The 24,135-nt window shown below is 44.6% G+C and carries 33 protein-coding genes; 6 read left to right on the top strand and 27 right to left on the bottom strand.

Features of this window, described 5'->3' with window-relative positions; genetic code table 11:
- Positions 1-117 precede the first annotated feature (117 nt).
- The 3 genes from JEY82_RS02900 to JEY82_RS02890 all read left to right on the top strand — a co-directional run bounded on the left by JEY82_RS02900 (position 118) and on the right by JEY82_RS02890 (position 2,545).
- Positions 118-978, top strand: coding sequence for a hypothetical protein (locus JEY82_RS02900; RefSeq protein WP_304082376.1), 861 nt, complete (start codon positions 118-120; stop codon positions 976-978).
- Complete coding sequence (locus JEY82_RS02895) at positions 978-1,286, top strand: hypothetical protein (RefSeq protein ID WP_304082374.1); 309 nt, start codon at positions 978-980, stop codon at positions 1,284-1,286. Before JEY82_RS02900 ends, JEY82_RS02895 begins: the two co-directional genes overlap by 1 nt.
- Positions 1,287-1,507: 221 nt before the next feature.
- A complete protein-coding gene (locus tag JEY82_RS02890; protein ID WP_304082373.1) occupies positions 1,508-2,545 on the top strand; it encodes a retron St85 family RNA-directed DNA polymerase in 1,038 nt (345 codons plus the stop codon).
- Between the two features lie 5 nt (positions 2,546-2,550).
- Here JEY82_RS02890 and JEY82_RS02885 read toward each other — a convergent pair whose 3' ends face one another.
- From JEY82_RS02885 to JEY82_RS02770, 24 genes are all read right to left on the bottom strand, one after another.
- The gene (locus tag JEY82_RS02885) at positions 2,551-3,534 is read right to left on the bottom strand and encodes a contractile injection system protein, VgrG/Pvc8 family (protein ID WP_304082372.1); all 984 of its coding nucleotides are present in this window, start codon (positions 3,532-3,534) and stop codon (positions 2,551-2,553) included.
- Positions 3,525-3,725 carry a tail protein X gene (locus JEY82_RS02880; protein ID WP_304082371.1) on the bottom strand — a complete coding sequence of 67 codons (201 nt, stop codon included), beginning with the start codon at positions 3,723-3,725 and terminating at the stop codon, positions 3,525-3,527. Before JEY82_RS02880 ends, JEY82_RS02885 begins: the two co-directional genes overlap by 10 nt.
- Positions 3,722-4,102: a phage tail protein gene (locus tag JEY82_RS02875; protein ID WP_304082370.1), complete on the bottom strand. Its 381-nt coding sequence runs from the start codon at positions 4,100-4,102 to the stop codon at positions 3,722-3,724. The genes JEY82_RS02880 and JEY82_RS02875 overlap by 4 nt, the downstream gene beginning before the upstream one ends.
- A 9-nt stretch (positions 4,103-4,111) precedes the next feature.
- The gene (locus tag JEY82_RS02870) at positions 4,112-6,124 is read right to left on the bottom strand and encodes a phage tail tape measure protein (RefSeq protein WP_304082369.1); all 2,013 of its coding nucleotides are present in this window, start codon (positions 6,122-6,124) and stop codon (positions 4,112-4,114) included.
- A 126-nt stretch (positions 6,125-6,250) separates the two neighbouring features.
- On the bottom strand, positions 6,251-6,490 hold the full coding sequence (locus tag JEY82_RS02865) for a phage tail assembly protein (protein WP_304082368.1): 240 nt from the start codon (positions 6,488-6,490) through the stop codon (positions 6,251-6,253).
- 2 nt (positions 6,491-6,492) lie between these two features.
- Positions 6,493-7,002: a phage major tail tube protein gene (locus JEY82_RS02860; protein ID WP_304082367.1), complete on the bottom strand. Its 510-nt coding sequence runs from the start codon at positions 7,000-7,002 to the stop codon at positions 6,493-6,495.
- Complete coding sequence (locus JEY82_RS02855) at positions 7,003-8,205, bottom strand: phage tail sheath C-terminal domain-containing protein (RefSeq protein WP_304082366.1); 1,203 nt, start codon at positions 8,203-8,205, stop codon at positions 7,003-7,005.
- Positions 8,206-8,207: 2 nt separating this feature from the next.
- Positions 8,208-8,813 carry a hypothetical protein gene (locus JEY82_RS02850; protein ID WP_304082365.1) on the bottom strand — a complete coding sequence of 202 codons (606 nt, stop codon included), beginning with the start codon at positions 8,811-8,813 and terminating at the stop codon, positions 8,208-8,210.
- A gap of 13 nt (positions 8,814-8,826) precedes the next feature.
- Positions 8,827-11,022 carry a phage tail protein gene (locus JEY82_RS02845; protein WP_304082364.1) on the bottom strand — a complete coding sequence of 732 codons (2,196 nt, stop codon included), beginning with the start codon at positions 11,020-11,022 and terminating at the stop codon, positions 8,827-8,829.
- On the bottom strand, positions 11,019-11,699 hold the full coding sequence (locus JEY82_RS02840; protein ID WP_304082363.1) for a phage tail protein I: 681 nt from the start codon (positions 11,697-11,699) through the stop codon (positions 11,019-11,021). Before JEY82_RS02840 ends, JEY82_RS02845 begins: the two co-directional genes overlap by 4 nt.
- Positions 11,699-12,580: a baseplate J/gp47 family protein gene (locus tag JEY82_RS02835; RefSeq protein WP_304082362.1), complete on the bottom strand. Its 882-nt coding sequence runs from the start codon at positions 12,578-12,580 to the stop codon at positions 11,699-11,701. The genes JEY82_RS02840 and JEY82_RS02835 overlap by 1 nt, the downstream gene beginning before the upstream one ends.
- A complete protein-coding gene (locus JEY82_RS02830) occupies positions 12,577-12,918 on the bottom strand; it encodes a GPW/gp25 family protein (RefSeq protein ID WP_304082361.1) in 342 nt (113 codons plus the stop codon). The genes JEY82_RS02835 and JEY82_RS02830 overlap by 4 nt, the downstream gene beginning before the upstream one ends.
- A complete protein-coding gene (locus tag JEY82_RS02825; protein ID WP_304082359.1) occupies positions 12,915-13,736 on the bottom strand; it encodes a phage baseplate assembly protein V in 822 nt (273 codons plus the stop codon). The genes JEY82_RS02830 and JEY82_RS02825 overlap by 4 nt, the downstream gene beginning before the upstream one ends.
- Complete coding sequence (locus JEY82_RS02820; protein ID WP_304082358.1) at positions 13,705-14,247, bottom strand: hypothetical protein; 543 nt, start codon at positions 14,245-14,247, stop codon at positions 13,705-13,707. The genes JEY82_RS02825 and JEY82_RS02820 overlap by 32 nt, the downstream gene beginning before the upstream one ends.
- Positions 14,229-14,747: a hypothetical protein gene (locus JEY82_RS02815; protein ID WP_304082357.1), complete on the bottom strand. Its 519-nt coding sequence runs from the start codon at positions 14,745-14,747 to the stop codon at positions 14,229-14,231. Before JEY82_RS02815 ends, JEY82_RS02820 begins: the two co-directional genes overlap by 19 nt.
- Positions 14,748-14,759: 12 nt before the next feature.
- Positions 14,760-15,053, bottom strand: a complete 294-nt coding sequence (locus JEY82_RS02810) for a hypothetical protein (RefSeq protein ID WP_304082356.1) — start codon at positions 15,051-15,053, stop codon at positions 14,760-14,762.
- Entirely contained in the window at positions 15,053-15,304 is a 252-nt protein-coding gene (locus JEY82_RS02805; RefSeq protein WP_304082355.1) for a hypothetical protein, read from the bottom strand. The genes JEY82_RS02810 and JEY82_RS02805 overlap by 1 nt, the downstream gene beginning before the upstream one ends.
- Positions 15,270-15,737 (bottom strand): hypothetical protein, encoded by a 468-nt coding sequence (locus tag JEY82_RS02800; RefSeq protein WP_304082354.1) that lies wholly within the window; start codon positions 15,735-15,737, stop codon positions 15,270-15,272. Before JEY82_RS02800 ends, JEY82_RS02805 begins: the two co-directional genes overlap by 35 nt.
- A 9-nt stretch (positions 15,738-15,746) precedes the next feature.
- On the bottom strand, positions 15,747-16,124 hold the full coding sequence (locus tag JEY82_RS02795) for a D-Ala-D-Ala carboxypeptidase family metallohydrolase (RefSeq protein WP_304082352.1): 378 nt from the start codon (positions 16,122-16,124) through the stop codon (positions 15,747-15,749).
- On the bottom strand, positions 16,117-16,686 hold the full coding sequence (locus JEY82_RS02790) for a phage holin family protein (protein WP_304082350.1): 570 nt from the start codon (positions 16,684-16,686) through the stop codon (positions 16,117-16,119). The genes JEY82_RS02795 and JEY82_RS02790 overlap by 8 nt, the downstream gene beginning before the upstream one ends.
- 62 nt (positions 16,687-16,748) lie before the next feature.
- Positions 16,749-17,075, bottom strand: coding sequence for a DUF2190 family protein (locus JEY82_RS02785; RefSeq protein ID WP_304082349.1), 327 nt, complete (start codon positions 17,073-17,075; stop codon positions 16,749-16,751).
- A gap of 11 nt (positions 17,076-17,086) precedes the next feature.
- The gene (locus JEY82_RS02780) at positions 17,087-19,174 is read right to left on the bottom strand and encodes a Mu-like prophage major head subunit gpT family protein (RefSeq protein ID WP_304082347.1); all 2,088 of its coding nucleotides are present in this window, start codon (positions 19,172-19,174) and stop codon (positions 17,087-17,089) included.
- Entirely contained in the window at positions 19,167-20,630 is a 1,464-nt protein-coding gene (locus JEY82_RS02775) for a phage portal protein (protein WP_304082345.1), read from the bottom strand. The genes JEY82_RS02780 and JEY82_RS02775 overlap by 8 nt, the downstream gene beginning before the upstream one ends.
- Complete coding sequence (locus JEY82_RS02770) at positions 20,627-20,836, bottom strand: hypothetical protein (protein WP_291329977.1); 210 nt, start codon at positions 20,834-20,836, stop codon at positions 20,627-20,629. Before JEY82_RS02770 ends, JEY82_RS02775 begins: the two co-directional genes overlap by 4 nt.
- Positions 20,837-21,015: 179 nt before the next feature.
- Here JEY82_RS02770 and JEY82_RS02765 point away from each other — a divergent pair, with 179 nt between their 5' ends.
- Positions 21,016-21,573, top strand: a complete 558-nt coding sequence (locus JEY82_RS02765; RefSeq protein ID WP_304082343.1) for a hypothetical protein — start codon at positions 21,016-21,018, stop codon at positions 21,571-21,573.
- A 50-nt stretch (positions 21,574-21,623) separates the two neighbouring features.
- On the opposite strand, the gene JEY82_RS02760 is transcribed toward JEY82_RS02765, so the two are convergent.
- The 3 genes from JEY82_RS02760 to JEY82_RS02750 form a co-directional block, all read right to left on the bottom strand.
- Positions 21,624-21,863 carry a hypothetical protein gene (locus tag JEY82_RS02760; RefSeq protein WP_304082341.1) on the bottom strand — a complete coding sequence of 80 codons (240 nt, stop codon included), beginning with the start codon at positions 21,861-21,863 and terminating at the stop codon, positions 21,624-21,626.
- A complete protein-coding gene (locus JEY82_RS02755; protein ID WP_304082339.1) occupies positions 21,856-22,098 on the bottom strand; it encodes a hypothetical protein in 243 nt (80 codons plus the stop codon). Before JEY82_RS02755 ends, JEY82_RS02760 begins: the two co-directional genes overlap by 8 nt.
- Before the next feature lie 120 nt (positions 22,099-22,218).
- The gene (locus JEY82_RS02750; RefSeq protein ID WP_304082337.1) at positions 22,219-22,731 is read right to left on the bottom strand and encodes a Rha family transcriptional regulator; all 513 of its coding nucleotides are present in this window, start codon (positions 22,729-22,731) and stop codon (positions 22,219-22,221) included.
- A 360-nt stretch (positions 22,732-23,091) separates the two neighbouring features.
- Here JEY82_RS02750 and JEY82_RS02745 point away from each other — a divergent pair, with 360 nt between their 5' ends.
- Together JEY82_RS02745 and JEY82_RS02740 are read left to right on the top strand one after the other, a co-directional pair.
- Positions 23,092-23,727 carry a hypothetical protein gene (locus tag JEY82_RS02745; RefSeq protein ID WP_304082335.1) on the top strand — a complete coding sequence of 212 codons (636 nt, stop codon included), beginning with the start codon at positions 23,092-23,094 and terminating at the stop codon, positions 23,725-23,727.
- Position 23,728: 1 nt separating this feature from the next.
- Positions 23,729-24,133, top strand: a complete 405-nt coding sequence (locus JEY82_RS02740; RefSeq protein WP_304082333.1) for a hypothetical protein — start codon at positions 23,729-23,731, stop codon at positions 24,131-24,133.
- The last annotated feature ends 2 nt before the right edge of the window (positions 24,134-24,135 follow it).

The following is a 24,135-nucleotide window of genomic DNA, read 5'->3' as shown; positions in this document are numbered from 1 at the left end:
CCCAGACCATCTTCAATAGGCTCTAATGCGCATTTTGTCCCTAACACGTATTTTAAACAAGTATATGGTTATCTTCCTTTACATCAACACCTTTATTTCTTATTAATTAATTTAATCATGAGCACTAATATAAAACTAATAACAAAACTACATACCATCTTAACTGAAAAAGGATGGGGGACAGATCGCGAAGAAAAGAAATCTGGAAAAAAACTTTTCCAGATTTTCGCTGAGATTATGGAACAGTTAAATGAAAAACAATCCCTTCTCTTACTTCACCTTATTAGCAAGTTCAAGATATACAAAGCTGATAACTATTCATTTTTATTAAAAAAAGCATTTGAAGATATAAGTTTTTCAAATCATCAAGATGCAAAAATAATTTATCTTATTCCTTTAGTACATTGGAAAGATATAAAGAAAGAAAAATTTAAAAGCGGTCACAGTTTTTTATATCAAATCCAAAATCAATCATTTATAAAGATAGCTCCACCACTGCACGGTAAAAAAATCGAAATTCTTAGAGACTATGTTGCTTACGATTCCAAAAAAGAATCATTTAAAACTCAAAAAAAATGCTTTATTTTTTTTGATGATTTCATTGGAACTGGAGATACCGCAATTAGAACTATAAATGAATTTTCTGATGAGTATAATATTGATTTTAAAGACATATATCTGATATCACTAGTAGCAATGCAGCATGGGCTTGAAAGACTTTACGACTCCGGTGTTAATATTGGAGTAGGAGAAATGGCAAACAAAGGAATTAGTGATGATCCATATCTATCAGGAAAAATCACCGAAAACATAAATACCATGTTAGACATTGAAAAAGAATTTTCAGTTCCCCCTACGTACGAACTGGGATACGGTCGCTCTGAAGCACTTATTTCTATGATACGTACACCTAACAACACTTTTCCACTTTTTTGGTTCACTAACAAAAAACTTGATGTACCATTTCCGAGGTTTTAATGGAGCCCAAACTAGGTCTACTTCTTCGGCTAGTAAAAAAATCATCAAGCATTGAGGCGTTATTAAATCAAGGCTTAGATTATTCACAAATATTTGACTTAATTGGCATAGCAATATCACTTAGCTATTTGAAAGAATCAACGGAAGGTCTCACTTTGACATTTGAAGGTAATCAATTTCTTCAAACAAATGGCCCTATGAGCAAACCTAGAACCGACGCAGGCTGGATTGAACCTGCTAACGATTTTAGGATTGACAAAATAAAGGTTGACGAAACATACATTCCTAAGGAATTTACTTTTGACTAGGCATGACAGCTTCATTAGAACTTTGGGATTACTCCCAATAGAGTGGCGAGTCGCCATTCCCGAACGAACATCCTTTCAAGCCTTTTATGATCGTAGCAGCTGCTCCGGAGGAGACAGCTACTACAATCATAACGCTGCGGGCTCTCGCGCACTATCCTTCCACCCTGAAGCAGGCTGGAAGGATAGTGCTAAGATACGATTTGTGTGTAGTGGAGTTTGTCATGCCTAGCTCTTTAATCTGGAAAAAATATTCTCAAGCATTCGCCAAAAAAGGCAAAAAAGAAGGGCACAGCAAAGAATATATACATACTTGCCTCAACTATGCAGAACAATTGTATAAAAGATCAGCTCCTATAATATTTGACCCTGTACATTTTAGCTTATTAGTAGGTTATTCTCCCAAATATATAATGGCTGTAACTAATAGTCCTGATAATTTTTATAGACAATTTTCAATTTCTAAAAAAAATGGTGGATCTAGAAACATAACTGAACCACTCCCCAGCCTAAAAGAAATTCAACACTGGATTCTTACAAACATCTTAAACAACATTCCTGTCAGCAAGTATGCTAAGGCATACATAAGCAAAGAATCTATCAAATCAAATGCCCGATTCCACCGCAAACAACCCACAGTTTTATGCCTTGATATAAAAGATTTTTTTGGAAGTATCCACGGAGGCATAATATTTAATTTATTTCGAACAATAGGCTATCGATCGAGCATTGCAAGCTTATTAACAAACTTATGTATTTACGATGACGCATTGCCACAAGGAGCACCAACAAGTCCGGCTCTATCTAATATTATTATGAAAGGATTTGACCAAAGGGCAGCTGGTTTTTGCAAAAAACGCGAAATAAGATATACACGATATGCCGACGATTTAACTTTTTCAGGCACTTTTTTTCCAAAAGAAATAATCAGATTTATTACATCCGCATTATCTGATTTAAAAATGGATCTTAATCCAACTAAAACACGAATATTAGGCCAAGGTCAGCAACAAAGAGTCACGGGGATAGTCGTAAATGAAAAAATGCAGGTACCTCGTAAAACAAGACGAAATCTGCGCCAATCTATATTCTATATAAAAAAATATGGAATTTCCTCACACCAAAATCATGAAAAAATATACAAATCAAATTACGTAAGACATCTACTTGGAATAGCTAATCATATACTTTTCATAAACCCAAAAGACGCTGATGCCCTTAATGCTCTTTCCGTTTTAAAACCTTTGTTAAACAAAAAATAAATAACTTACACCCTCTCCCCCTCAACACTAGTTACATACCCACCACTCCCCAACTTATGAGTAGCACGGGTAATACTCCAAAGACCATTAACCCCATCACGAAAGCCGGAAAGCGAAAGCCTACACTCTGCCCTTAATTCTGGCCTTCCCGGAAGGCTTACCGAAAGGCTTTGTTTACCCCTTTGGAAAGCCTCAAGCTTAGCCTTTGCCGCTTTTGCCGCCGCTTCAGGTGTTGGATAAATATGCCGAATACGGTGAACAGGTTCCCCTACTCCCGCAATCTCTTCAATATCCTTTGCGGACTCTACAGAACGCCAAATAGCGACAACTTTATTATAGTCAGTTCGGGCGGTGATAGTTGCGCGGTAGTTTGTAACTTCTGAGGGGATCAGGGCCATGGTGGGCATTGATTTGCCGGAAATAGTTTTACCTTGCCCCTTGTGAGCAAATACAAGCTTGCCCCCGTTGGCCTTTGCTATTGCATCGTGATCCGCCGCAATGCGAGTAAGCAGGTGCATGTCAGATTCGTTTATCTGGTCGATATGCGGCAAACCTACACCGGACAAATCAGAAGCAACGGCAGGGTCAAGGCCGTGGTCAGCTCCGACGGTTGCCACCAATGCGCCTATAGTTTGCGGAAGCCATGAGCGGGTTTTCTGCGTCTGAAGATGGGAATAAGCCGCGCTCTTTTCCTGCGGTGCGCCAGCCGCTTTAATGTCCATTTTATCCGGCGGACCTGAAAGCGTGATTTCATCCGAAACATACAGCCCCATAAAGGTTGCCGCTTGTCCGTAGCCTAACCACACTTTGAGTTGTCCACCCGCTTTCGGCAGTCTGTAACCTTTATCGTGCAGAGAAATAGCCAATGAATCAGACTTAACGCCAGCTTCATCGGTTATGGTAAGAGATATTAAATTTTCCCGAATGGCTTCAGTTATGTCGTTGCCGTCGGCCTCAACTCTATATGCTGGCTTATAAGTTAATCCCATAAGCTGATTCCCTGATCCGGTTCCGGCGTGGCGATTTCTGGCAATAATATTTCAGTGCCGGCAATAAAAACCGGACCATTATCAGCAAGGCCGGGATTAGCTTCAAGCACGATTGCAACCGTAGATTCGAAACCGTAATAGTCAAAACATATCCGGTCTAAAATATCGCCGTCTTTAGTTCTGTATATCATTCTTCGTACCGCTGAATTTTTAAGGTAAATTCTTGCTTACGAGCTACTCCGTCCTTAAAAAAAACGGAGTCTTTTTGACTAACGGAAAGAATCACCCACTCATCATGGACATTGCCCAACCCGTCTACCAGCATCAACGGATCACCCGCCGCTTGCATTTCTCGCATTTTATCAATCTGACCTAGACCGCCCTTGTAATGAGGATAGACAACACCGGGCAGGGTAATTTCATCCTTGCCCGGCCCTAAGTCCTGCATAGCGGCACGTTTGCCTATACGTTCAATCCTTGCCCATTTCTGAGCGGTTGACCGTTGCAAAGCCTGATACGCGGCAGTATCAACGCTGAAAATAAATTTACCTAGTTTCAACATTCCCATAATGTTCCCCTAATCGTGCATCGCAAGACGTGCGTTATCGCGATCAGTTTCAGCCAATTTTTGCATTACAGCCTCCGCTATTTCATCGGCAGACTGTCCCGGCACGGTGTGAATATTAATTTCATATTTATTGGAAACGCTTTGCTGTGACTTATTTGAAAGAAGCTCAACGGGCATAGCTTCCGTTATGGTTTCAGCACGGGCAGTGGCAACGGGGATAGACCTTTTAACGGCATCCCCGACTTTCGGAACTGATTCTGCTTCCTCTTCATCATCACCAAAACCGAAAAAGCTTCCTACACTGGAAACAACACTTCCAACCGTATCAATCAGCCCTGAAAAGAATTCTTTAATCGGCTCCCAATATTTCCAGATAAGCAAAGCCCCGCCGACAACGGCACCAACAATTAAACCTATAGGATTTGCCATTACAGCGGCCCCGATAGCCTTTATTCCGGTAGCAACAAAGGGAAGACTCTGCCCGACTGTCACCAGCGAACTTGCAAAACTGACCATTCCTATAGTCGCCTTACCAGCCATCACAGCACCAATGATGAGAGCTACATTTTCAATCCCACCCACGGCAGAGATAAAACCCGCCACCATAGAACCGACCTTATAAATACCGCGCCCGAAATCCATTACCGCCGGAATCATATCACGCACGGCATCGCCTATGCCCATCAAGTCTTTTTTGTGGGAACGTACAAAGTCGGCAATTTTAGGAGCGTATTCTGAAATGAGCGGAGCCAACGCACCACCAATAAGACCGGAAACTTCCGAGGCCGCCGAACCTACAACCGTGGTGAACTGAGAAAAAGCCGTATTGTAATCAGCCGCGCCTTTGCGCCCTTCTTCGGATAAAACATTAAGCCGCTTTTGCTGATCTATTATTTCATTCACGCCTTCTTTGCGGGAACGCAGATAACCAAAAAATTTATTAGCCTCACCGCCCATAAGGATATCAGCGGCGGCAGAAGCTTGCTGTCCGTCCGGCATGGCCTTGATAGCCTCGGCTATGCGCTTGAATTGCTCTTCTGGCTTAAGCCCCTGAAGCTCTTCAAATGATAGCCCCAACATTTCTAAAGATTCAGTTACCGGAGTGATTTCTTCCAGCCCGGCACTTTCACCGAGCTTATTATTCATTTCTTCAATCAGGTCGCCAATTGTATCAACTTCGAATCCTGCTTCCTTGGCAACTCCGCCCCATGCTTGAAAAGTTTCAGCAGAAACACCGAGAGCCCTTGCAAGCTTAACCTGTTCACCCGTGGCCTGATTCGCGATTGTAACAGCCGCACCAACAGCCCCAACCCCGGCGACAATAGTTGCGCCAACCATGCCACCAGTCCGAGCCAAATCACCGACTTGCTGTTTCATCTTGCCGCCAGCTTTAACAGCAGCGGACATTTTTTTATAAGCCTTGCGGGACTTATCAAGTTCCTTGGAAAGCTTTCTATGCGCTCCGGTAAAGTTCTTAGTATCAACACCCGCCCTTGCTAATTCTTCACCTAAACCTTTAAGTTTATCCTGATTAGCGTTGTAGGCTTTACCTGCTTTTTTTGCGGCGGCTTCGGTTCGTTTAAGTTCGTTCAGCATCTTTTTAGTGGGCTTCGGATGCTTTTCATATTCCTTACGCATTTTCACGGCATCACGATTTAATTCACGATAAGCTTTACCGGATTCACGCACGGCGGCAGGATCATATTTATTTAGCAAATCCATTTTTGACCGGGCATCTTTCAAGCTATCAGCATAATGAGAAACATCACCGGACAGAATTTTCAACGAATCCCCTATTTGCCCCTGCCGATTTTCCATTTCTTTAAAAGCGGAACCGACCTTATCAATCACGCTTTCAGTTTCCACGGCTCCTGTATTAAAATCGCCGAACCTAGAATCTGTCTTTTTAATGCTATTACCTACCGAAACAAGGCCGCTTTGAACGGACCCCATAGAACTGCTAAAGCTTTCTTTAACAGCTCCGCCCACTTCAACTATTGCGGAATATTTTTTATTTGCCATCTAAAAGCCGCCTCATTTCGTGCAGATCATTATTAAAGTCTTCCGTATCCATGTTCATAATTTCGGCACGGCTCCAGCCCGTAAAATGAGCCAGAGCCAGAACCGCGCGCCGAACACTTTTAGCTTCTAGGATAAAAAACTTTTATATTCCTTCTGAAGAGTTTTATAATCCTTCATATCCATGTCTTCGATTACTGCCGGGGAAACTTCGCAAAGATTAGCAAAGAGTTTAACTTCAACATCTTCATCCGCATTGCTAGTTTTCTTCGCTGAAATCTGATCACGAACTTTGGGACGGCGCATTTCAAGTTTATCGATTTTCAAACCATTCTCTTCAACCGGATATTCAAGTGTAATAGTGGCCATTTTTATAATCCTAATGCTTTGCGTCTTTCTGCAAGCTGGTCTTTTCCGTTAATAAGTCGCTTCATGTTTGGGATATCGATTTCATGAAGCACAACGCCGTTCTGTTCACGCTTGTAATATTCAAGCTTCATAGCGAAAGTCTGGTTATTCTTTTCGCCGGGCTTCCATGCACCATCTTCAATTTCGGTGATAAGACCGCGCAAATTAACCACCACCGGAATTACAGAACCATCATATGATTCAAGAGAGCCGCGCGCGGTAAGTTGTGTTTTCTCACCAACGGAAACGCCCCACTTTGTAAGAACCTCGGGAAAGTGCCCGGTCAAAATAAAAGAAGCTTCAAGAGCTTCCATACCCATTTCAACAGGCACGGATGAATCCATACCCCCCGCGCGGTGATCCTCAGTTTTAAGGGCAAGCTTCGGCGGCTTGAATTCCTCAATGTTTCCGGCAAATCCGAAGCCGTCCACAGTCAGATTTAAATCTTTTAAAACCTTATCTGCTACTGGCATTTAAAAAATCTCCTCAAAGTAATCGTTAACCATACGACTACGGAAAGTTACGTGTTCCGCTGGTGCTGGCGGTGTGAAATCGAAATCAAAATAAACCTTACCCGCCGCAATCTGATCCGGTGAATTCAGTTCTTCATCGGCCCAACAAGTGCCGCCAAGAATCGCGCCTACATTCATAAGGTGGCGAAGATAAGCATTCACGCCTTCAACCACGTCTTCCATGTATGTTTTGGTTATGTTGCGATCTACCGCCCACAAATGAGCCTGAAGCAAAGATTCGTTAATCATGTCCGCAGTGCGGCGCACGGAAAGAAAAGCCCATTTCGGATCAATAGAACCTGTACGGTTGCCCCAAAGACGAAAGCCGCCTTCATTGATAATGGTGGATACGTTCTTTTCATTCAGCAGATTAGCGCGGCAATTAGCATCACCGAGCGCAAAATCAACAGGGCGGGCCGTACCGGAAATGCCCATAATGGCCTGATTGGAAGGCGACCACCAAAACCCTTTATCGTTATCGATTTTGGCAATGAGTCCGGCAACCCGTGCGGATGGCGGTTCATTCACATAAACCCCGTTACGGAAAACTTTCACCCACGGATCAACCATGTAACACCGTGCGCCTAAATCTTTCATCATACCGATTGCATCAGCATCATTAGTGTTAGGACCATCAACAAGAACGATTGCACGTAAACGAGGGGCCAGCCCTTCAAGTTCCGCAACAACTGGATTCTTAAAAAAAGTACCAGGATTTTCTGAATCCTCTTCTTGCTGGTGAGTAAAGCCCGGAGCGAGTAAGATACGCGGAGTAAATCCGATTGCTGATTTTGAGCCAAGCAAAGCATGAACGCCTTCATACTGTCCGGTATTCGCATCAACCCCGCCGATTATATTGGTCATTGTTGCGGCATCATTCGCGCCTTCATCAACGCGGATCACAACCACCACCGCCCCGATTTGATCAAAGATTGCATCTAATGCGGTTGGAAGTGTTCCTTTACCATCGCCAGTAGTATCGAGTTTTGCGGCCTCAGTACGGCGACCAGCAATCAACACCGGAGTGTTAAGCGGGAATGCCGTTGCATCAGCATCAGGGGCCGTGCCTATGATACCAATAACCGAGGACCGAACGGTCCGGATTGAGCGCGGGCCATAGTCAATTTCGACAACCTCAACGCCATGTAAAAATTGTTCAGGCATAATTATTCTCCTTCAATTGTTTCGGTTTCGATGCTAGGCCAACCATCCCACTCAGCTATAACCAACGCGGACAACGCCTTACGCGTCATATTCTTGAGAGAAATTTCAAAGTCATTACTTGCGGTGCGGATAGCATCAGTTTTAATAAAGCGAGAATCATTCATATCAGCTCGTAATACATTCATCTGCTTGATAAGTGATTCTTCAATATCGTTTGCGGACCATATTTCGAGAATACGCCTTTGTGATTCAACTTTTATCGCAGCAGTAATTGCGTTTCGTGCCTGATCTAAATCAAGCACGCCATCTGCAACTATAGATGAAAAAGAGTATCCAAAACATGTTGCTCCATAAGTGGAGAGATGGGCCTGTAGATATTTTTTTTCAGCTTCTAGCAGTTCACTTGCTGGATCGGTTTCGGGCTCAATAATGACGGGTAAAACGTCACTAGCGATTGACGGAAACGAGCGGGGCAAAATATCGCGAGTTAAAAATTCTATTTTTATAAGAGATTGATTTTCGTACCAGTCAATGACATTTGCAGAATCTTTATACTGCTCGGCAAAAGCTACGCTTGCCGAATCATGTTTGTTAAATAATATGATCATTTAAGTGTACCTATTATATATCAATTTGCTGGGTTACGATTGTTCCGGCAGCTCCGGGATGGCCGTTATTAGCAAGACCAATTCCGCCCGAACCTCCATCCACGCGTACTGACAATGTTGAGCTTAATGCCTGCCCATGAAGAACAGTGACACAACCGCCGCCGGGGCCACCGCCACCCGTCCCACCGTCGCCTCCCGAAAAAGTAGAAGAACTAGATATAACTCCAGTCCCCTTTAATTCCCCTCGAACAATCAGTATGAGCAATCCAGCTGCGCCATTACCTCCATTTTCTCCAGAATTAGAATAGTTAGGAGCTCCTCCGCTACCTCCATTTCCACCAATTCCATTTAGTCCACCAAGACCACTTTGTGGTGAGTTTTGTGGATGCATTTGAGAAGTTATTCCTCCTCTGCCACCTGTTCCTGCTCCACCTGCACCGCCGCCGCCACCCCTCCCTCCCGGGACAAATGGAGCTCCACCACCTCCGCCAGATCCACCACAATAATTACCTAGAACCCCCGGACCTCCGAGTCCCCAACCTGATGTATTACCATTTCCGCCATCGCCGCCTTTTCCACAACAACCAGGAGTCAGCGTAAGTACAAAACCGTTGTCAACTCGTTGCTGCTGTTGCTCAGAATTTAAAGCGGCGAAACCACAACCGAGTAAATTACTGTTTCCGCTATCAGTCCCGCCACCCATATGTTTTGCTATTACAAGACCGGAGGTAGGCATTTTAGCTCCGTCACTACTTATTGTTTTAGTCGGATCAACTGTACACAATCCCATATTATCAAATGATAAGGCTCCGTTTATCTCACAATCACCGTCAACATAGATAAGTAGCCCTCGACACGGGTCATCAACTGTCAGCGTTGCATCGGAGTTGATTTTTAGCGATTTGTAATTTTTGACGATCATATCGCCATTGGGGACTGGCAGGAACGTATTAGCTGTGATTGTGACATCGCCGTCGGTTCCGTCGCCCCAATAGTTTGTGATAAAACTAGGAGCTGTTTGAAAGCTGATTTTTTGCAAATTTCCGTCAACAGTATTTGCTCCATCAGAAAAACGAACCAGACGACCAACCCAATAGGGCAAATCTTCGGCAAGTCCTTTGGAACTTAGCCAGCTATTGAGGTTGACAGTATCGGCAAGACTCTGCTCAACAATGTCAGTCAAAGCTTCATCACGAGCGAGTATCCAATCAGTATTTATATGGCTGTAATCTGCGGATGTCGGGCCGGATATGATGGGGTAGAATCCAGAAATTTCTGGACCATCCATAATATGAGTTGCGCCGTTTACAGGTGCAATTATTCCGTCATTGGCTATTTCTAAAAAGATAGATGCTGTCGAAAACGCTGTTGGCTCTGAAACTTCAGATAGATTGTCTTTTTTGTCCTCATATTGAATTGTCCACCAATAATTCTCGTCAACAGCAACGTCTTCATTTGATAAATCGAATACGGTTCCGACTCCATTCACGGTGCCGGATTTAACTATATTCACCATGTTAGCGTCTGTTGCTATCCAATAGTGCAAGGCTTTTTGTGGGATTGAATAAAGGCTAAAATATGCAGAACCCTGAAATGAGATAGGGGCGACAACTCCGGCGCTTAAATCAACTGGAGAAACATTCTCAGGTTTCAAAATCCGGGGAAGTTCTTTGCTTACCTGTGCAAACAGCTCCGGGTGTGCAGTTTCATCCGCATTATGTGTGGCAAGATCATTTGCCAAATCCTCTTTACTGGCACTGAAAAAACTATCAGTTATGGTCAGCGTCACATCTTGAGTATCACTGACCATAATTTCTAGCTTGATAGGTATTTCGATGGGTGCGCCGTCCTTATCCTGAATGTAAGAAGACTTATCTTCTGGCGCATAGTCCGCCATATATAAGATTTCACCTTCAATCGGATGTTTAGCCGTAACCCCGATTTCAGTAATCGAAAAACCATTTTCGAGATCTGCGTTTGAAAGTATTCCGTGAACAACAGCAACTTTGCCGTTTTGTTCTACACTGGAAATAGCCACGGTTCTCTGTAAGAATTTCAACTCGGTAGGCGGGTTGCCGTTCTGTTCTTCAGCAGTCCATTCGCCATTACCTATAACAATGTTTTCAAGGTCAAGAATTACCCCGGTATGAGTACGGGCTAACAAGTCTTTGCCCAACTCAGTCAGAGACATTTTTCTAAAATCACTCATTGCATTACTCCTGTTATCTGATTGCCTAAACGGACAAAGCCGGATGAATAAATATTTTCTTGATTAGTGCGAATTGTAGGATCAGGCATTTTTGCCTCAAGGCTAACCCCAAGCAGAGGTACACCCGTCGCATATGTTGGGACTTCTTTAATTTTTACATCAATCCATATGTGTCCGTTTATGGAGATTCCGAGCAACGGCAGACCGACAGCACTAGGTTGTGCTTCGGAATCATGTGGAACCTGAATTGCATCTAAATGCGAACGCACATTTTTTGAAACACTGACTGCCTCTAAAACTTTGTAATAATCCACATTAGCCATACGGTTAAAAGTACGCACCTTGAACTTGTATTCATCACCATCATATTCAAACCACTCCAGCACGTCGGCTGAAATGCCAAGGGCTTCAAGGTACTTTTCAACAGCAACCGGAGTGCCTTTGATACGATGAATGGCTATGCTTGCTTTAATAACCGCGCGCTTTGTTTCTTCGGGCCATGAGTCTTTCCAAAGGTCCACGGAAAGCGACCACGCCAGCCAAGGCAGAAAAACAACCGGACATTTATCAGGGTTCCACAAATCGCGAATATCGACCGGAACGACTTCAATTCTAGCAACAGCGTTGGATAAATCCCGTTCCTGTTTAGTTGCGCTAATGGGTAGAAGATCAGACATTAGCCTTCTCCTACTTCAAATGAGGCGCAATAAGCGGCCTGTTCTGGTTGCATAGCCAAGTCTGAAACCGGAGAAACAAGTTCAACTTTTGCCACGCCTTCAACGTGCAAGGCGGCATAAATACCAGAAAGCGGAACGGTTGAACCGAGGCTATGCCTTTCATTTGCGTATTTAATTACGGCGGCACGGGCTGATTCAATAACAGACGAAGGAGCCGGACCGGGCTGAATGTAAAGTGTTACTTTAACTTCGTAGTTTACAATATCAGCAGGTTTTACGGTCACATGATCGGTTAATGGTCTGACTTCACGGTCATTGACCACACCGTTTACAGCGGCAAGGGTTTCAGCATCCGGCAAGCCGTCGCCGTCACGGGATAAAACGTAAACCTCAACTTCGCCCGGCAACGGACTTAAAGCAGTAGCACCGCGTACAGCGGGCACTTTCAAAGCATGGAAAACATACGCCCCATCAGGTCCAGCAGAAGAAAATCCTTCCGGGGCCATTTGAACGCGGGCGCGAAATTCTTCATCAGCTTCATAAGTAGGTGGGATAACCGGACGGGCTTCAGAGTCACCAGCATCAATTAGCTTGCGCTCAACTGGCGCAAGAGCCGCCAAATTTTCAAGATCAGTGCCACGCGCATAAGCAACCATCACCGCGCGGGCGGCATCGTTAACGCGCTGGCGCAAATTGAGTTCACGGTAAGCGGCAACTTCTAAAATTTTATAAGCCGGATCAGATTCAACAATAGCGGTGAATTGCGGATCACGGGCGCGGAGGTCTACCAGCAGTTCAGCAAGAATTGATTCATAATCAAGCAGCTCGACAATATCAGGGGCCGGAACCTTAGACATATCAATTGGTGTAAATCCACTCATGATATAACTATCCCGTCTAAGGTTACTTCCTTTCCTTCCGGCAGATATTTACCAACCAAATTGATAATGATTTGCCCGCCAGCATCGAGACTTTCAACGGCAACACGAGTAAGTTTATAGCGTGGTTCCCATTTCTTAAGAGCTTCAGCAACGGCAGAATAGTATTCAACCAACAAGTCGGAGCTGTACGGCCTATCAACTAATTGGAATAAACGACTGCCGTAAGTGCGGCGCATAATTCTTGAACCGATTGGAGTAGTAAGAATGTCGGTAATGGACTGGCGAAGGTGTGCAATCCCGTCTAAATGCTTGCCAGTCTGAGCGCATACACCTTTCATAATGCACCGCCAGTGGGTTCATCTGTGACAGTGCCTTTTTCAGGGTGAACATGATGTTGCAGAGAGACACCATCGGAAACAAAATCACCGTTATGCTGATTTATTTTTCCGTAGAATTCACCGCCACCACCATGATTGCTGTTGCCTTGAACAAACGGACCATCAAGCACAAGTAAAGGAGCGGAAAGGGTTATCCGGCTTGCGCTGTTAATGACAACTTCGCCCTGCACATCAAGCACGACCTTACCGCCTACAGTGCGGTTTACATCCCCGCCAATATCATCTGAAACATTACCGCCGATAGTATCAGTACGGTTGCCGCCAATATCGTTAAAAACATCACGCACAACCTGCTTAAAATCATCACGGTCAATGGTTCTGAAAACATCCCTGTGAACCTGAACAGTCATATCCTTATCAATTTCGCGATTTTCAAAGCCGGGAATATAAGCGTGTAAAATATGATTCAAACGGTCATACTCGATAACCGCGCCATCTTCATAAGTAGTACGATGAATAGTAGGTCGATCCGCCGGGGCCGGATGGTCAGTGGAAAAAATAGAACCCAAAACAACACCGCCGGAAATCTCACCGGACGGAGACAAAACAATCACCTGTTCGCCCACTTCCGGAGCCCACCAAGTGTGGTCGCCACCAGCGCGGAAAGTAACCCAAGGAAGCCAATCAGAAACAGCTTCACCGAAGGACACACGAACACGTGCCTTGCTGTAATCAGCTTCGGCAACGGTTCCTATGCGGATTAAGTTTGATAAGCGGCGGTCAGTCTCAGACTGCTGGTAAGGGTTGCCCTGTGACATCCGTATATTCCTCTTCGTTTTCCGCGCCGATTAATGGAGTATAGCCAAGAAAAACCGTCTGCGGGGTGTTGCCTTCACCAGTCCAGACGGATTCGCCAAGCATCCCGCTAAACTCAAATTCAACCCGCCATTCTTCGTATCCATCTTTTGAAGGCTTGAAGTCTTCAGGGTAACCACCGATAAACTTTGTAGCCGAAACCGGAAGCCCGAAGCGGTTGCCATCAATAAATTTAGCCAAAGCACAAACAAGAGCGGCAACTTCGCGGGCCGCGTTCTTCACTTTGAAATGAACCAACGGATAAACAACCCAGTTAAAATTGACTTCAAGCTGTCCTGTTCCGGGGTCTTTCTCACCCGGCTCAACATGGGCAAGCTCAAGAGCAAGAGCTGGAGCAATTACCTTTCCGGACTCGCGACGATAATCACCCACGGAACAAGCGGGAAAAGCTTCTTTAAGCTTTTGAACAATCGCTTCATGTGCTTCGGATATGTCTATTTGCTTGATTCCCATTTTATTTCCCTTTCAAAAAATACATAAAATTTCTTATCGAATGCCTTGAGAACATCAGCGTCAATTACGCTTGAAACTTCGCTCTCAATCCGTGCGTATTGAATAGCTATAGGCTTGCGCCTATCATCAACGCGCCTATAGACTTCAGGCCCACCATTTTTCTGCTGAATAAAAGCATGGTTACGTTCAATTTTCCCAGCTCTTACGCCCGTCCTTGTTTGCCGAGGATTCATTTCTCTTAAAGGGATTGCATAAACACCAAACCAAATTCTTGCGGTTTGACGTTGCCCGTTTAAACTCAAAAAAACTCTTCGCCTGATCACTGTTTGTTTAATTCCGGTAAGTTCAGAAATATTGCGTAAAGCAATAGTTTTCAGATGCCTCGCAAGCTTAGAAATGGCCCTCTTACATGCTAAATCAATCTGCTTTTGCGTAACGGCAAAATCGTCCGCAATCGCTTTAAGCCTATCGCCTTTGATATTAAGATAAGTAGTAGCCATTTCCGCCCCTTACTAAGCCAAAACAAGTTCAAGTTTTCCAAGTCCGGAGCCATCAGGTTGAAACCCTAAAACGTCATAACTCTTGCCTTCCAAAATCACGCTGTCGCCTCGCTCAAGTCCGGTTCCATCAACCTGCTTACATGTTAAAACAGGCTCATCAGGATTAAAGGTCATTGCGCGACCTAATACGGCTTCATCCATGTCGTTGTCTTTGTATGCTTTGAATGGTTGCTCCCGCCCGAAGACCGTTACTTCCACAGCATCCATCCCGATAAAGAAGATATCCAGATCATCATTAATGCCCATTACTCACCTGTGCTTGATTGAAATTCGTAGCACTCAATAGTGCTTTTAAGACCTTTGATGTAAGCCTGATTTTCAACTGTATTTTCCATGATCCGGTTTACGTTTTCCTTAGAACCTAGATGTAAACCTTCAAGTAGAGGTTTAAGTTCAGGTTTTTCAGGAGCAGGACATTTTTCATATTTAGCGACAACTTCAACCCGCCGAACTTTATCAATTTTACTGACTCGCTTCTGATTGCAAGCCGAGAGCATTGTTAATAAACTCAGCAGCAAGACAACTCTTTTCATGACTGATAACTCCTGTTGAATTAGTTACCGGGTAATTGCAGGCTGAATTCAAAAGCTTTAAAGCCTTAGTTCTTTGAACACGGAACCACTTTGCTGATTCCTGAACCTTTGCAAGTTGTCCCTGTAAACTCTGAACTACCCGCATGGACTGATTACGGCTTTGCTGAAGTAATGTAATTTCAGTTTCCCCGGTTCTTATTTCCAGCTTGTAACCAGCTATGTCCGCTTCAAGTTCAGCGTTGGCTTTTTCAGTCTTAGCAACATCAGTTTTCAAAGATTGAATCCGAACATACATGCCACCGATAACAACCAGCAGGATCAAGGCGGCAACAAGCCCGATTACGAGCTTGCCTTTGCCACCGCCTAGAAAGCCCATGACTAATGAAATGGGATTCATAATAACCTCTTAGGAATAGACCCAAGTTACAGGCCCCCAGCTATTAAGCTTGTCGGGGTCAATATCCACATGGATAAAACTTTTAGCGATGCCGATACGCTCAAACCCTGCCATGATCAGCCCTTTAAGAATTGCAGCACGTTCAGGTCCGTTTCCGGTCGCAATATCCACAGCATACCCGCCCACATGTGAAGATGTGGGCTTACTGCCGATATCAGCATTATGTTCAGGACAACGGAATCCGCTGTTAATTGTAAACGGCACCCCGGCAAGTGAACGGGCTACGTCCAGCTTTTCAAGCAAGCCGGGAACAAGATCACAAGTTCCGCAACATCCACAGGCAAGCTTTGGATCGGTTTCCAGTGAAAAGAATTCTGAATTAACCATAAAGATCTTCCTCGTTTTCATTATTATTTACATGTGGCGAACTCGGCGGTGTTCGTTGCCCCCTTATAGGCTGGTATCCACCGGGATAAGAGTTGTGCCGACCAACCCCGTGTCCGTAATCCATACGCCCTGTAAGCGGGTCATACCCATCACGGAAATTTTCAAGACGTTCAATAAGTCGCTTGGGAACAAAGGAAATACCGAACTTTTTAAAATGATTTGAAATACTGATGAACTCGGTAGCAGCCAAAAAAAAGACTGCAAATTCACGAAACTTTGCCAAAACCGAAGGAAACTCACCTTCTACGATAGTAACGTCCACCATGTTAGAAATGGCGATTACTCCTGCGTAAATGAGGAACTTGGCACAACCATAAAGAAATTTATTACGGTTGTAGGTTCCGGCGCACAGGGCGAAGGAAAGCCCTAAAATAAAATCCGCACACATAAGAACCAAAACAGCGGCAAGGGCCAAATCATAACCGCCCATCAGCCATGAAATACATGTACAAAATACAGAACAGACTGCTTTGATTGTGATATTGTCGAAAAATTGGTTCATATCTGTCTCTGATTCTTCTTTCAGGTCCGGCCCTGATAAGCCGGAACCGAACCTGAAAATGATTAAGCGTTAAGCTTCACCTGCGCTGTTGCATCAATATCCGCCGCAAAAGCGAAGGCCACGCCCGCTTTAGTATTGCCGCTTGAAGATGCTGTAATGCTATTTCCGGGAGTTAAATAAACCTGTGCGCCATGCTCAATTGCCGCCGCTGTTTTAGGAAGCTCCCACACTTCCTCGGTTGCCAGTTCACCAGTTGCGCCATCGGGAATATCAACAAGCGCAATGCCCACCAAAACCCCGACAATGACCGGAGAACCAGACAGAACATCCGCTCCGGTGCTATTTACCCAAGTCATGGTTTTGCCAATCTGAACGTGATTACCAGCCATGTTAGTTCTCCTTATTTACCGGGGTTCTTCTGGAATCCGCGATGATCCATAAGCCCTGCACCAGCTTCGAGACGAACCTTGATTTTAAGGCCGTCTGAATCAAAATCAGGCTCTTCATCAACAAATGGGGATTCAATACCATCAAGGAAGGCCACTTCAATAGTATCCACCTGTGCGGGATCACCGATCAGATAATGTGCATCGGGGTCAATATCATCAAGGCGGGGTTCAGAAATGGGTTCGAGCTTTCCGGCCCAAGGATTGTGGACACCGGAAGACATATTTGCATCAGGCAGAGCCGCAGAACGGATAAGCACTTCTGCTTCGGTTTCCTGTGCGACTGGAGTCAGCAGAAAGCGTGGACGCAAATCAAGACGCGCTCCATTCGGTCCCTTCTGCATACGCATAGCCTTACGACCAGCATTCAAAGTTGCAGCAGAAACATGCCCCTTAACAGTGGCTTCAAGGTTGTTATGCTTTGCATGGAACAGGTTGTAATTGTCGCTCATTCTTGGATTGGAAAGAAGCAAACCGTAAACAATATCTGCAACCTTGCGGGCCGAAGCATTACCAAACAGTTGCGGAATACGGGTGAAGACTCGCAGATCATCATTAACCAGCATTTCACGGGTAAGGCGCACGTTTTTGCCGTAACGGGCAATGCGGTAGCTTTCCATGGAATCCTTGAATGATCCGGTCTTGTATTCGCCGTGTTCGTTGATAAGTTCCAGATCGGGAGCTTCGGACAAACTCACGCCGTGAATTTCTTTAAAATCATTGGCGGGGATGATGTTTACCCAAGGCCGCCATGTTGCCGGAGCTTCTGCATAAGCTTTGAGCAATACTTTATTAGTTATTGCTGCAAAAATTGACGGAAAATCACTTGTGGATGCTCCGAAGTTCTGCGGTCTGAGAACTTGAGAAGCTATCTTTGATTGTGACATTCCACGGGTAGATACGCCGCTTCTTTCCAGAATATCCCGCGCAAGATCGGTAAGACGCATCACGCGGAAATCTTCATAACCCGGTGCGGGTTTTTCTTCACTTATTCCAGCACGGAAAAGCATTCCGGATACGGCGGCATCATGAAGCTTTTCACCCTCAGTACGTCCGGCAAAAATATGCCCTGAAGGAGCAAGCGGCTGGTGCTGGGAACTTAGTTCAGACAGGATAAGCTTATTCAAATCGTTTGCCCCTTTACCGCCATCAACCAGCTTTTTACGGAAATCAGCAGACAGCCCGAACATAGTTACCTGATCATCAATAAAATTAATGCGCTGGCGTTCCGCAAGAGCCACCTCCTGTTCGTTAACCTGCGGTAGTTGGGGAGTAGCACTCTGATTCGCAGGTGCTTGCGGAGTTGGAGTTTGCACAGGATCTACTTTAGGAGCATCAACCGCGCTCATCCATGCAGGTGCATTTTCAAGATTATTCAGGGCTTCGTAATCAAGCCCCATTTCTTTTAGTAGGGTGCGGGCAGAGTCCTCAGTGACATTTTCAAGGCCATTAGCCCGCAGGAAAAGTTTCAACCATTTCTTCATGACTGATTCCTCCGGTTTAGGTTTTGGCCGTTCATTCATCGCTACGGCCTCGGTTTCCCCATCCGCGCCAAGAACGCAGAAGGATGTTTCACGCACAAATGACTTGCGCCACACATATAAAGGTCCAGCAAGCTCTTCACCGTTAACAATAACGGTTGCGCCTGCTTTTACTTCTTCAACAGCTTCAGGCCACACGCCTATGGATGCTTGCCACGGGAATTTCTGGTCAGAGAGTTTAACGACTTCCTTGGCTTCGTCCGTATCCAGAAAGAACCCTTCCAGCACCAAGCCGGATTTTTCAAGCTTGATAGAATCAGCAATACCGATCTTCTTTTTAGGGTCGTGTTCTTCAAGAATAGGAATGCGCTTTTCAGTGCGAATGCCGGAAAGCTCAATTACAAAACGTACAAAATAACGCTGAATAACTGATCCGGTGTAACCGACAATATGGAAACGGCGCGGCTTGCCTTCTTCCTGTTCTGAAAGGTTCAGGCCCGCTGTTAATTGCAGTGGTGCATTTTCATTTTCTGCAAGATTCAAAGGGAAATGTTTATTCACTTTTGTTCTCCATCAGTCCCCGTTTCTTGAGGTCGTCATTTTCACGGGCCAACTGTTCAACAACTTCATCATAATCTTCGCCCCGCTCCGCGCATATTTTGCGGCGCGTTGTGCATCCCATAGACAGCATCATGTCTGCGGACTTGGCATCCTTCATAGGATCAACCCAAGGCCAACCGGGGAACTGACAACTTGCCGGAACACTCGGGCCAGTCATTAAAGGCTCAAGCCCGCCCAGCCAAAGCATCCGGCAGAACATTTTCCAAGTTGGCATAATGCCCTTACGACCTAGAAGATTTTGCTGAACGCGATAGCCGCGCCGTTCTTCCAGAGTGGCGGAACGAGCGGACGCAAAGGAGGCATCTGAATAATCGTTTGAAAAGGCTTCGTAAGACATGCCGAAACCAGTGGAAGAACCGCGCAAGCTTGTTTTTACATACGGTTCATAGGTCGGGCCGGGGTGCTGAAATTGGGCTTCGTGAACTTTAGTACCTTGCGGCAGGGTCACAATCTGGCCCGGTTCAACGTAGTCGGGAATGTACCCGTCCACGCCTTCGGACTGATCACCCATTTCGCCACCGAGTGGATTCACCATTTCGGCATAAGGAGTTTCAACAAAGAATCCGAAAGCCGCCATCAGCCGTGCAACAATACGGTGCGAGTCCTGAAATTCACTGAAATCGCGCATTTCCATAACAACCGGAGCCATCCACGAAATGCCACGGTTCTGGCTGGAGCGAATAGGCCGGAATATATGGCGCACCCACTGAGCCGAAACTCGAACAGATTCGCGGCTCATCAAGCGGCGCATATCACCGGGGTGTTCACTGAATAGATGATAAGCGACAGGATGCCCTTTACGGTTGAACTCAACACCCCGCATGGCATAGCCGCCACCTTCTAAAGGACCATCAACGGAGCTGTCCAAGTGGTCACATTCCAGAAGTTCAACACCTAAAGGCGCAAGCCCCTGCTTCATCAAATCAGGATCAGGATAGTAACGGAGAAGGCATTCTCCATCCTGCCAAAGGTGATTCATAATAAGCCGTTGCTTATCTTCAAAACCAACTTCATCCGCTTCCGACCAGTCTTTATAATGCTGTTCGATTTTACGGTTAAATGCGTGGTCAAGATCACCATCAGCATTGAGCTGTGCGGCCTGCGGTTTGATTCCGGTATAAACCACGTTGTTTGCTATGCGCTCCAGCGCACCGGAAACATGAGTAGAGTTGCGAACCAGATCACGCGCACGGGCCACAATCAAAGCATGTTCATGACGGGAAAGGTTATCGGCACTGCGGTTGGTTGGTCGCCAGTTAGAATTGGGACCACGACGGGAAGCCGCAGAGTAAGCAGAAAGATTCGCACGGCTACGGCACCAGCTTGCAGCAGCATCCGGCGAAAAAGCACCTACACACTGAGCAACAAAAGAAGTCCAGCCATTATAGACGTTCATCTACGCCCCCGAAACGAAGCACGGGCAATGAATCCCTTGCCGCCGTTACCAGCAAAAGCAAGGCGCATTTCCACTTTGTCCCGCTCAGAATAAAGCGACTGCAAAGAACCACGGGTGAGAGTCCGACCATTCAAGGTATAGGACTGTGCGCCGCCTTCAATTGCTTCGATTGCCTTATTTAGAGAGTCCAGCCGTTTCTGGAGCATTAAAAAACCTCGATTATTATGGTTGTCCTTCAAGTTGGGACAATCATAACAATCGAGGTGGTTATTTTGGAATGGGGTTGTTTACTGGGGAGTAAAATTTACTGATTGAAATCTTAACAATAAAAGATTATTCCTTGCCTAATTACAAGTAAAAAACAACCAACACCCCATGTATAACCATGAATAAACACAAAGCAATTTCAATATTAAAGAATCAACTTAAAAGTATTTCTCAATTATCTAATCAAGAAATGGAAGAAGATTTTAAAACTTGGTATGAAGACACTAGCAGAGTTATCGAAAATATTTTTAAAGACAACCCTAAAAGATTAGAACAGTTCCAAGAAATTGATTTTTGGGCATTATATAGTTGCTGGGGCGTTGTTACTGAGGACTCTATAACTAGAAGCCATGAACAAAAAAAGACAGCCTATTTGAAAGGCTTAAAAGAAGCTCAAATCTTTCTTAATTCATCAATAAAAGAAGTTGAATTATTTCATGAAAACTTATTTCAAAAAACATTTAACGTTGTATGTCGGTGGATATCGTATCAATTTACGAAACACACAATTGTATCGACTCTTACCCTGTTTTTTACCATAGGTGCATTTTATATTGCATACCTCGCACATTTTAATCCAAAAGAAGTTGAATCTTCAAAGAATAACACTGCTATAGAAAATAAAATAGATAACTCTACATATAGCACGCAGACGGTTGATAACAGGACAAAGTAAAGCCCCACGCTAAAGCGGGGCTTCTTTCTTTCCATCTTCGCTTATTCCCCTCACTTCCGCACCAACTCCAAAACCGCCGCAGGCTTACCCCTACCCGCCTTCTTCCTCTGCTCCTGTGTCTCATACATACTGAAAGCTTCGGCACCTTCTGAAATTGTCTTTTTGATTAAGCCCAACATAAAAGCTTCGCCATAACGGTGTTCATCTTCTAGCTTTTCTTGCAAGTACTCAAGCGTACAGGCCGCAGACATCATATCCGAAACATGGTGACATAATTCATCTTTAAGCATGACGCACCTCCGCACAAAGCCCCTGTTCCGCTTCGATCAGGGCATCATAAGCTAAAAGCATGGCTTGTCTTTCCGACCTTGGGAGGCTGGACAGGTTTTTAAGCAGGAGTTCTTTTGCGGTGGCAATGCAGGATTCTGGAGAATTCAGGCTGTAATCATGATTTGCGGACACTGGAAGCTCTAACGGCTCCGATCCTGCCGGAAGCTGATTGTATGGAGCAATGCCCAAAAGCATACGGGGCCGCGCTCCCTTTACACGAGGGCGGGTTTCCTTAACGCTTCTTATCATGGCGTAAAGGTCGGTAAAAAATCTTGCACGATGCACAGAACGGCATTGTGTGCGTTTGCAATAAGTCTAATAGCTTTCGAAAAGCTCAGTTTTTGAAACCCTGCCCCATGAGGCTACTTCGCAAGCTTCTTCAATAAAAGCATGCACCGAATTGTCACGGATCAGGCAATCCGAGATTGCTTTTATAGTTTTATTTTCTAGCGGCCTGTTCCGCACACGCAAAAGTTCCTGCTCCATTGCATTAAAAGCTTCGATATAGCGAATCTTCCATTGCATGGCCTTCTTTCCGGTAAAGCCCATTACTAGCAGGGTGAAACCGTCACGGGTTATGTTGTAAGCGGGAAGTTTACGGCCAGTCTTGTCTAAATATTCACTGGGCTGAAAATTCAGCTCAGTAAAATGTATTGGAACTTCAAGCCGCTCAATGGATTGCAAAACATTCTTGTGCTGCTTTCCGAAATGCTCGGCAACAGTAAGGGACGAAACAACAGGCCTACCATTCGTAATGACAAGCGTAGGGAAACCGACAACTGAACTGTTGTCAGAAGTGTTTGAATTGGCTAAGTTCTTTCCAGCCATGACAACCTCCTCTGTTAGGTTGTTTGTGGTTAGGCTCGGTTCTGGTGTTGGCGCACCGTTCCGGGCCGATTTTATTTGGGCTACTTTTCTTCTTTCTTTTGCTTTTCTGCTTCGGCTATTCTTCTTTCCATTTCCTCATTAAAAATATCTTTGAAGGTTAATCCCATTTCAGCCAAGTACACCTTGTACTTCCTGTGCGTTACCTCATCCACTTTGATTGTGATTGACTTAAGCTTTCTCTCCATAACCCCATACGTACAAACCTACAGAGCTACTGTCAAGCAAGGAATTATATTTAGACGTTGAAAAAATATAGCAATCCAATTATTAACTACTTAAGAGAAATAATGGAGTGTATGAATGAATAATATCTCTGAGCTACATAGATTAGAATCTAAACAAAAAGCCCTTAAATTACTCGACAAATTAGTTTCAACGCCACGTAAAACAGCAAAACAGAGTAAGAATATACCTTTTTTTGATTTTCCAGATGGCCCTAAATACTACCACTTTGTTAGAGGCTGGGAGTTTGCTGTTCCTGAATGGTTTCACAATCGCCTTGGATGCAAAGTGGGAAAAGAAACATCCCGTTTGCAATATGAAGAACTTACTGAAAAAGAAAAGATAATGTGCAAACCTGATGAAAAAGGCATGACAAGTATTGCCAGAGATATTGAGTTTCAATCATCAGCCTTTTGCTTCAAGAAAAATGACGTAATTAAAAAGACACCTGCGGCTTATGTATTAGTCGACTCTGAAGGCAATAAAAATCCTATCCGGATTGAAGGATGGCCCGATAAATCCACCACATATATCCTTGTAAAAGATGCAAATGAAGCAGTGCCAGCGTACACAACTATCGATAGAGAAACTAAAGAAAAAATCCACCACAAAAGGTATTCAGGAAAAGTGACTTTTGAATTTAGCCAGAACGATGAAATAGAACTTAAGACATTAAGCCAAGATGAATTTATCAAATTCTTGATTGAGGGATAAAATGAGTACAATTGAAGAACTTTTAGAAGATGAAGAAATAATCCAGATTTACGTTCTTGGTAGCACCGGAAGTGGCTATGTTGTTTCCTTCGAAGCATACGAAGACGGTGAAGGCTTAATGGTTTCTTGTGACTGCCCCGCCGGATCACGAGGTCAAATGTGCAAGCACAAAGCGGCTCTCATCAAGGGTGACAGTTCAATCATGAATCCTGAATATATGAATGGGCGCGAGGCTGAGTATGCCCATGTTTTAAAATGGGTAACGCAGTACGGACTTGATAAACTCATGAAAGAGTATGAAGCCAAGCTTGCAAAATTCGAAGTTGAGAAGAAGAAGATTGCAAAGCTGGTTACGGCTGAGAAGAAGCGGTTTGCGCGGGTTTTGGGGGATGGAGTGAAAGGATAGCA

The organism is Maridesulfovibrio ferrireducens (assembly GCF_016342405.1).
Classification (GTDB): domain Bacteria; phylum Desulfobacterota; class Desulfovibrionia; order Desulfovibrionales; family Desulfovibrionaceae; genus Maridesulfovibrio; species Maridesulfovibrio ferrireducens_A.
The sequence above is the reverse complement of the archived record's forward strand: the minus strand, read 5'-3'. Positions and strand labels throughout refer to the sequence as shown.

What these genes read in the sequence shown, in the direction of transcription:
- JEY82_RS02805 (WP_304082355.1), bottom strand. Translation starts at nt 15,304, where the DNA reads ATGCTCTCGGCTTGCAATCAGAAGCGAGTCAGTAAAATTGATAAAGTT.
- JEY82_RS02755 (WP_304082339.1), bottom strand. Translation starts at nt 22,098, where the DNA reads ATGCTTTTGGGCATTGCTCCATACAATCAGCTTCCGGCAGGATCGGAG.
- JEY82_RS02860 (WP_304082367.1), bottom strand. Translation starts at nt 7,002, where the DNA reads ATGCCAGTAGCAGATAAGGTTTTAAAAGATTTAAATCTGACTGTGGAC.
- JEY82_RS02865 (WP_304082368.1), bottom strand. Translation starts at nt 6,490, where the DNA reads ATGGCCACTATTACACTTGAATATCCGGTTGAAGAGAATGGTTTGAAA.
- JEY82_RS02775 (WP_304082345.1), bottom strand. Translation starts at nt 20,630, where the DNA reads ATGAACGTCTATAATGGCTGGACTTCTTTTGTTGCTCAGTGTGTAGGT.
- JEY82_RS02875 (WP_304082370.1), bottom strand. Translation starts at nt 4,102, where the DNA reads ATGGGAATGTTGAAACTAGGTAAATTTATTTTCAGCGTTGATACTGCC.
- JEY82_RS02790 (WP_304082350.1), bottom strand. Translation starts at nt 16,686, where the DNA reads ATGAACCAATTTTTCGACAATATCACAATCAAAGCAGTCTGTTCTGTA.
- JEY82_RS02745 (WP_304082335.1), top strand. Translation starts at nt 23,092, where the DNA reads ATGAATAATATCTCTGAGCTACATAGATTAGAATCTAAACAAAAAGCC.
- JEY82_RS02815 (WP_304082357.1), bottom strand. Translation starts at nt 14,747, where the DNA reads ATGGCTACTACTTATCTTAATATCAAAGGCGATAGGCTTAAAGCGATT.
- JEY82_RS02835 (WP_304082362.1), bottom strand. Translation starts at nt 12,580, where the DNA reads ATGAGTGGATTTACACCAATTGATATGTCTAAGGTTCCGGCCCCTGAT.
- JEY82_RS02795 (WP_304082352.1), bottom strand. Translation starts at nt 16,124, where the DNA reads ATGGTTAATTCAGAATTCTTTTCACTGGAAACCGATCCAAAGCTTGCC.
- JEY82_RS02895 (WP_304082374.1), top strand. Translation starts at nt 978, where the DNA reads ATGGAGCCCAAACTAGGTCTACTTCTTCGGCTAGTAAAAAAATCATCA.
- JEY82_RS02840 (WP_304082363.1), bottom strand. Translation starts at nt 11,699, where the DNA reads ATGTCTGATCTTCTACCCATTAGCGCAACTAAACAGGAACGGGATTTA.
- JEY82_RS02740 (WP_304082333.1), top strand. Translation starts at nt 23,729, where the DNA reads ATGAGTACAATTGAAGAACTTTTAGAAGATGAAGAAATAATCCAGATT.
- JEY82_RS02765 (WP_304082343.1), top strand. Translation starts at nt 21,016, where the DNA reads ATGAATAAACACAAAGCAATTTCAATATTAAAGAATCAACTTAAAAGT.
- JEY82_RS02750 (WP_304082337.1), bottom strand. Translation starts at nt 22,731, where the DNA reads ATGGCTGGAAAGAACTTAGCCAATTCAAACACTTCTGACAACAGTTCA.
- JEY82_RS02850 (WP_304082365.1), bottom strand. Translation starts at nt 8,813, where the DNA reads ATGATCATATTATTTAACAAACATGATTCGGCAAGCGTAGCTTTTGCC.
- JEY82_RS02870 (WP_304082369.1), bottom strand. Translation starts at nt 6,124, where the DNA reads ATGGCAAATAAAAAATATTCCGCAATAGTTGAAGTGGGCGGAGCTGTT.
- JEY82_RS02830 (WP_304082361.1), bottom strand. Translation starts at nt 12,918, where the DNA reads ATGAAAGGTGTATGCGCTCAGACTGGCAAGCATTTAGACGGGATTGCA.
- JEY82_RS02770 (WP_291329977.1), bottom strand. Translation starts at nt 20,836, where the DNA reads ATGCTCCAGAAACGGCTGGACTCTCTAAATAAGGCAATCGAAGCAATT.
- JEY82_RS02820 (WP_304082358.1), bottom strand. Translation starts at nt 14,247, where the DNA reads ATGGGAATCAAGCAAATAGACATATCCGAAGCACATGAAGCGATTGTT.
- JEY82_RS02845 (WP_304082364.1), bottom strand. Translation starts at nt 11,022, where the DNA reads ATGAGTGATTTTAGAAAAATGTCTCTGACTGAGTTGGGCAAAGACTTG.
- JEY82_RS02760 (WP_304082341.1), bottom strand. Translation starts at nt 21,863, where the DNA reads ATGCTTAAAGATGAATTATGTCACCATGTTTCGGATATGATGTCTGCG.
- JEY82_RS02810 (WP_304082356.1), bottom strand. Translation starts at nt 15,053, where the DNA reads ATGGGCATTAATGATGATCTGGATATCTTCTTTATCGGGATGGATGCT.
- JEY82_RS02880 (WP_304082371.1), bottom strand. Translation starts at nt 3,725, where the DNA reads ATGATATACAGAACTAAAGACGGCGATATTTTAGACCGGATATGTTTT.
- JEY82_RS02890 (WP_304082373.1), top strand. Translation starts at nt 1,508, where the DNA reads ATGCCTAGCTCTTTAATCTGGAAAAAATATTCTCAAGCATTCGCCAAA.
- JEY82_RS02855 (WP_304082366.1), bottom strand. Translation starts at nt 8,205, where the DNA reads ATGCCTGAACAATTTTTACATGGCGTTGAGGTTGTCGAAATTGACTAT.
- JEY82_RS02825 (WP_304082359.1), bottom strand. Translation starts at nt 13,736, where the DNA reads ATGTCACAGGGCAACCCTTACCAGCAGTCTGAGACTGACCGCCGCTTA.
- JEY82_RS02885 (WP_304082372.1), bottom strand. Translation starts at nt 3,534, where the DNA reads ATGGGATTAACTTATAAGCCAGCATATAGAGTTGAGGCCGACGGCAAC.
- JEY82_RS02800 (WP_304082354.1), bottom strand. Translation starts at nt 15,737, where the DNA reads ATGAATCCCATTTCATTAGTCATGGGCTTTCTAGGCGGTGGCAAAGGC.
- JEY82_RS02900 (WP_304082376.1), top strand. Translation starts at nt 118, where the DNA reads ATGAGCACTAATATAAAACTAATAACAAAACTACATACCATCTTAACT.
- JEY82_RS02785 (WP_304082349.1), bottom strand. Translation starts at nt 17,075, where the DNA reads ATGGCTGGTAATCACGTTCAGATTGGCAAAACCATGACTTGGGTAAAT.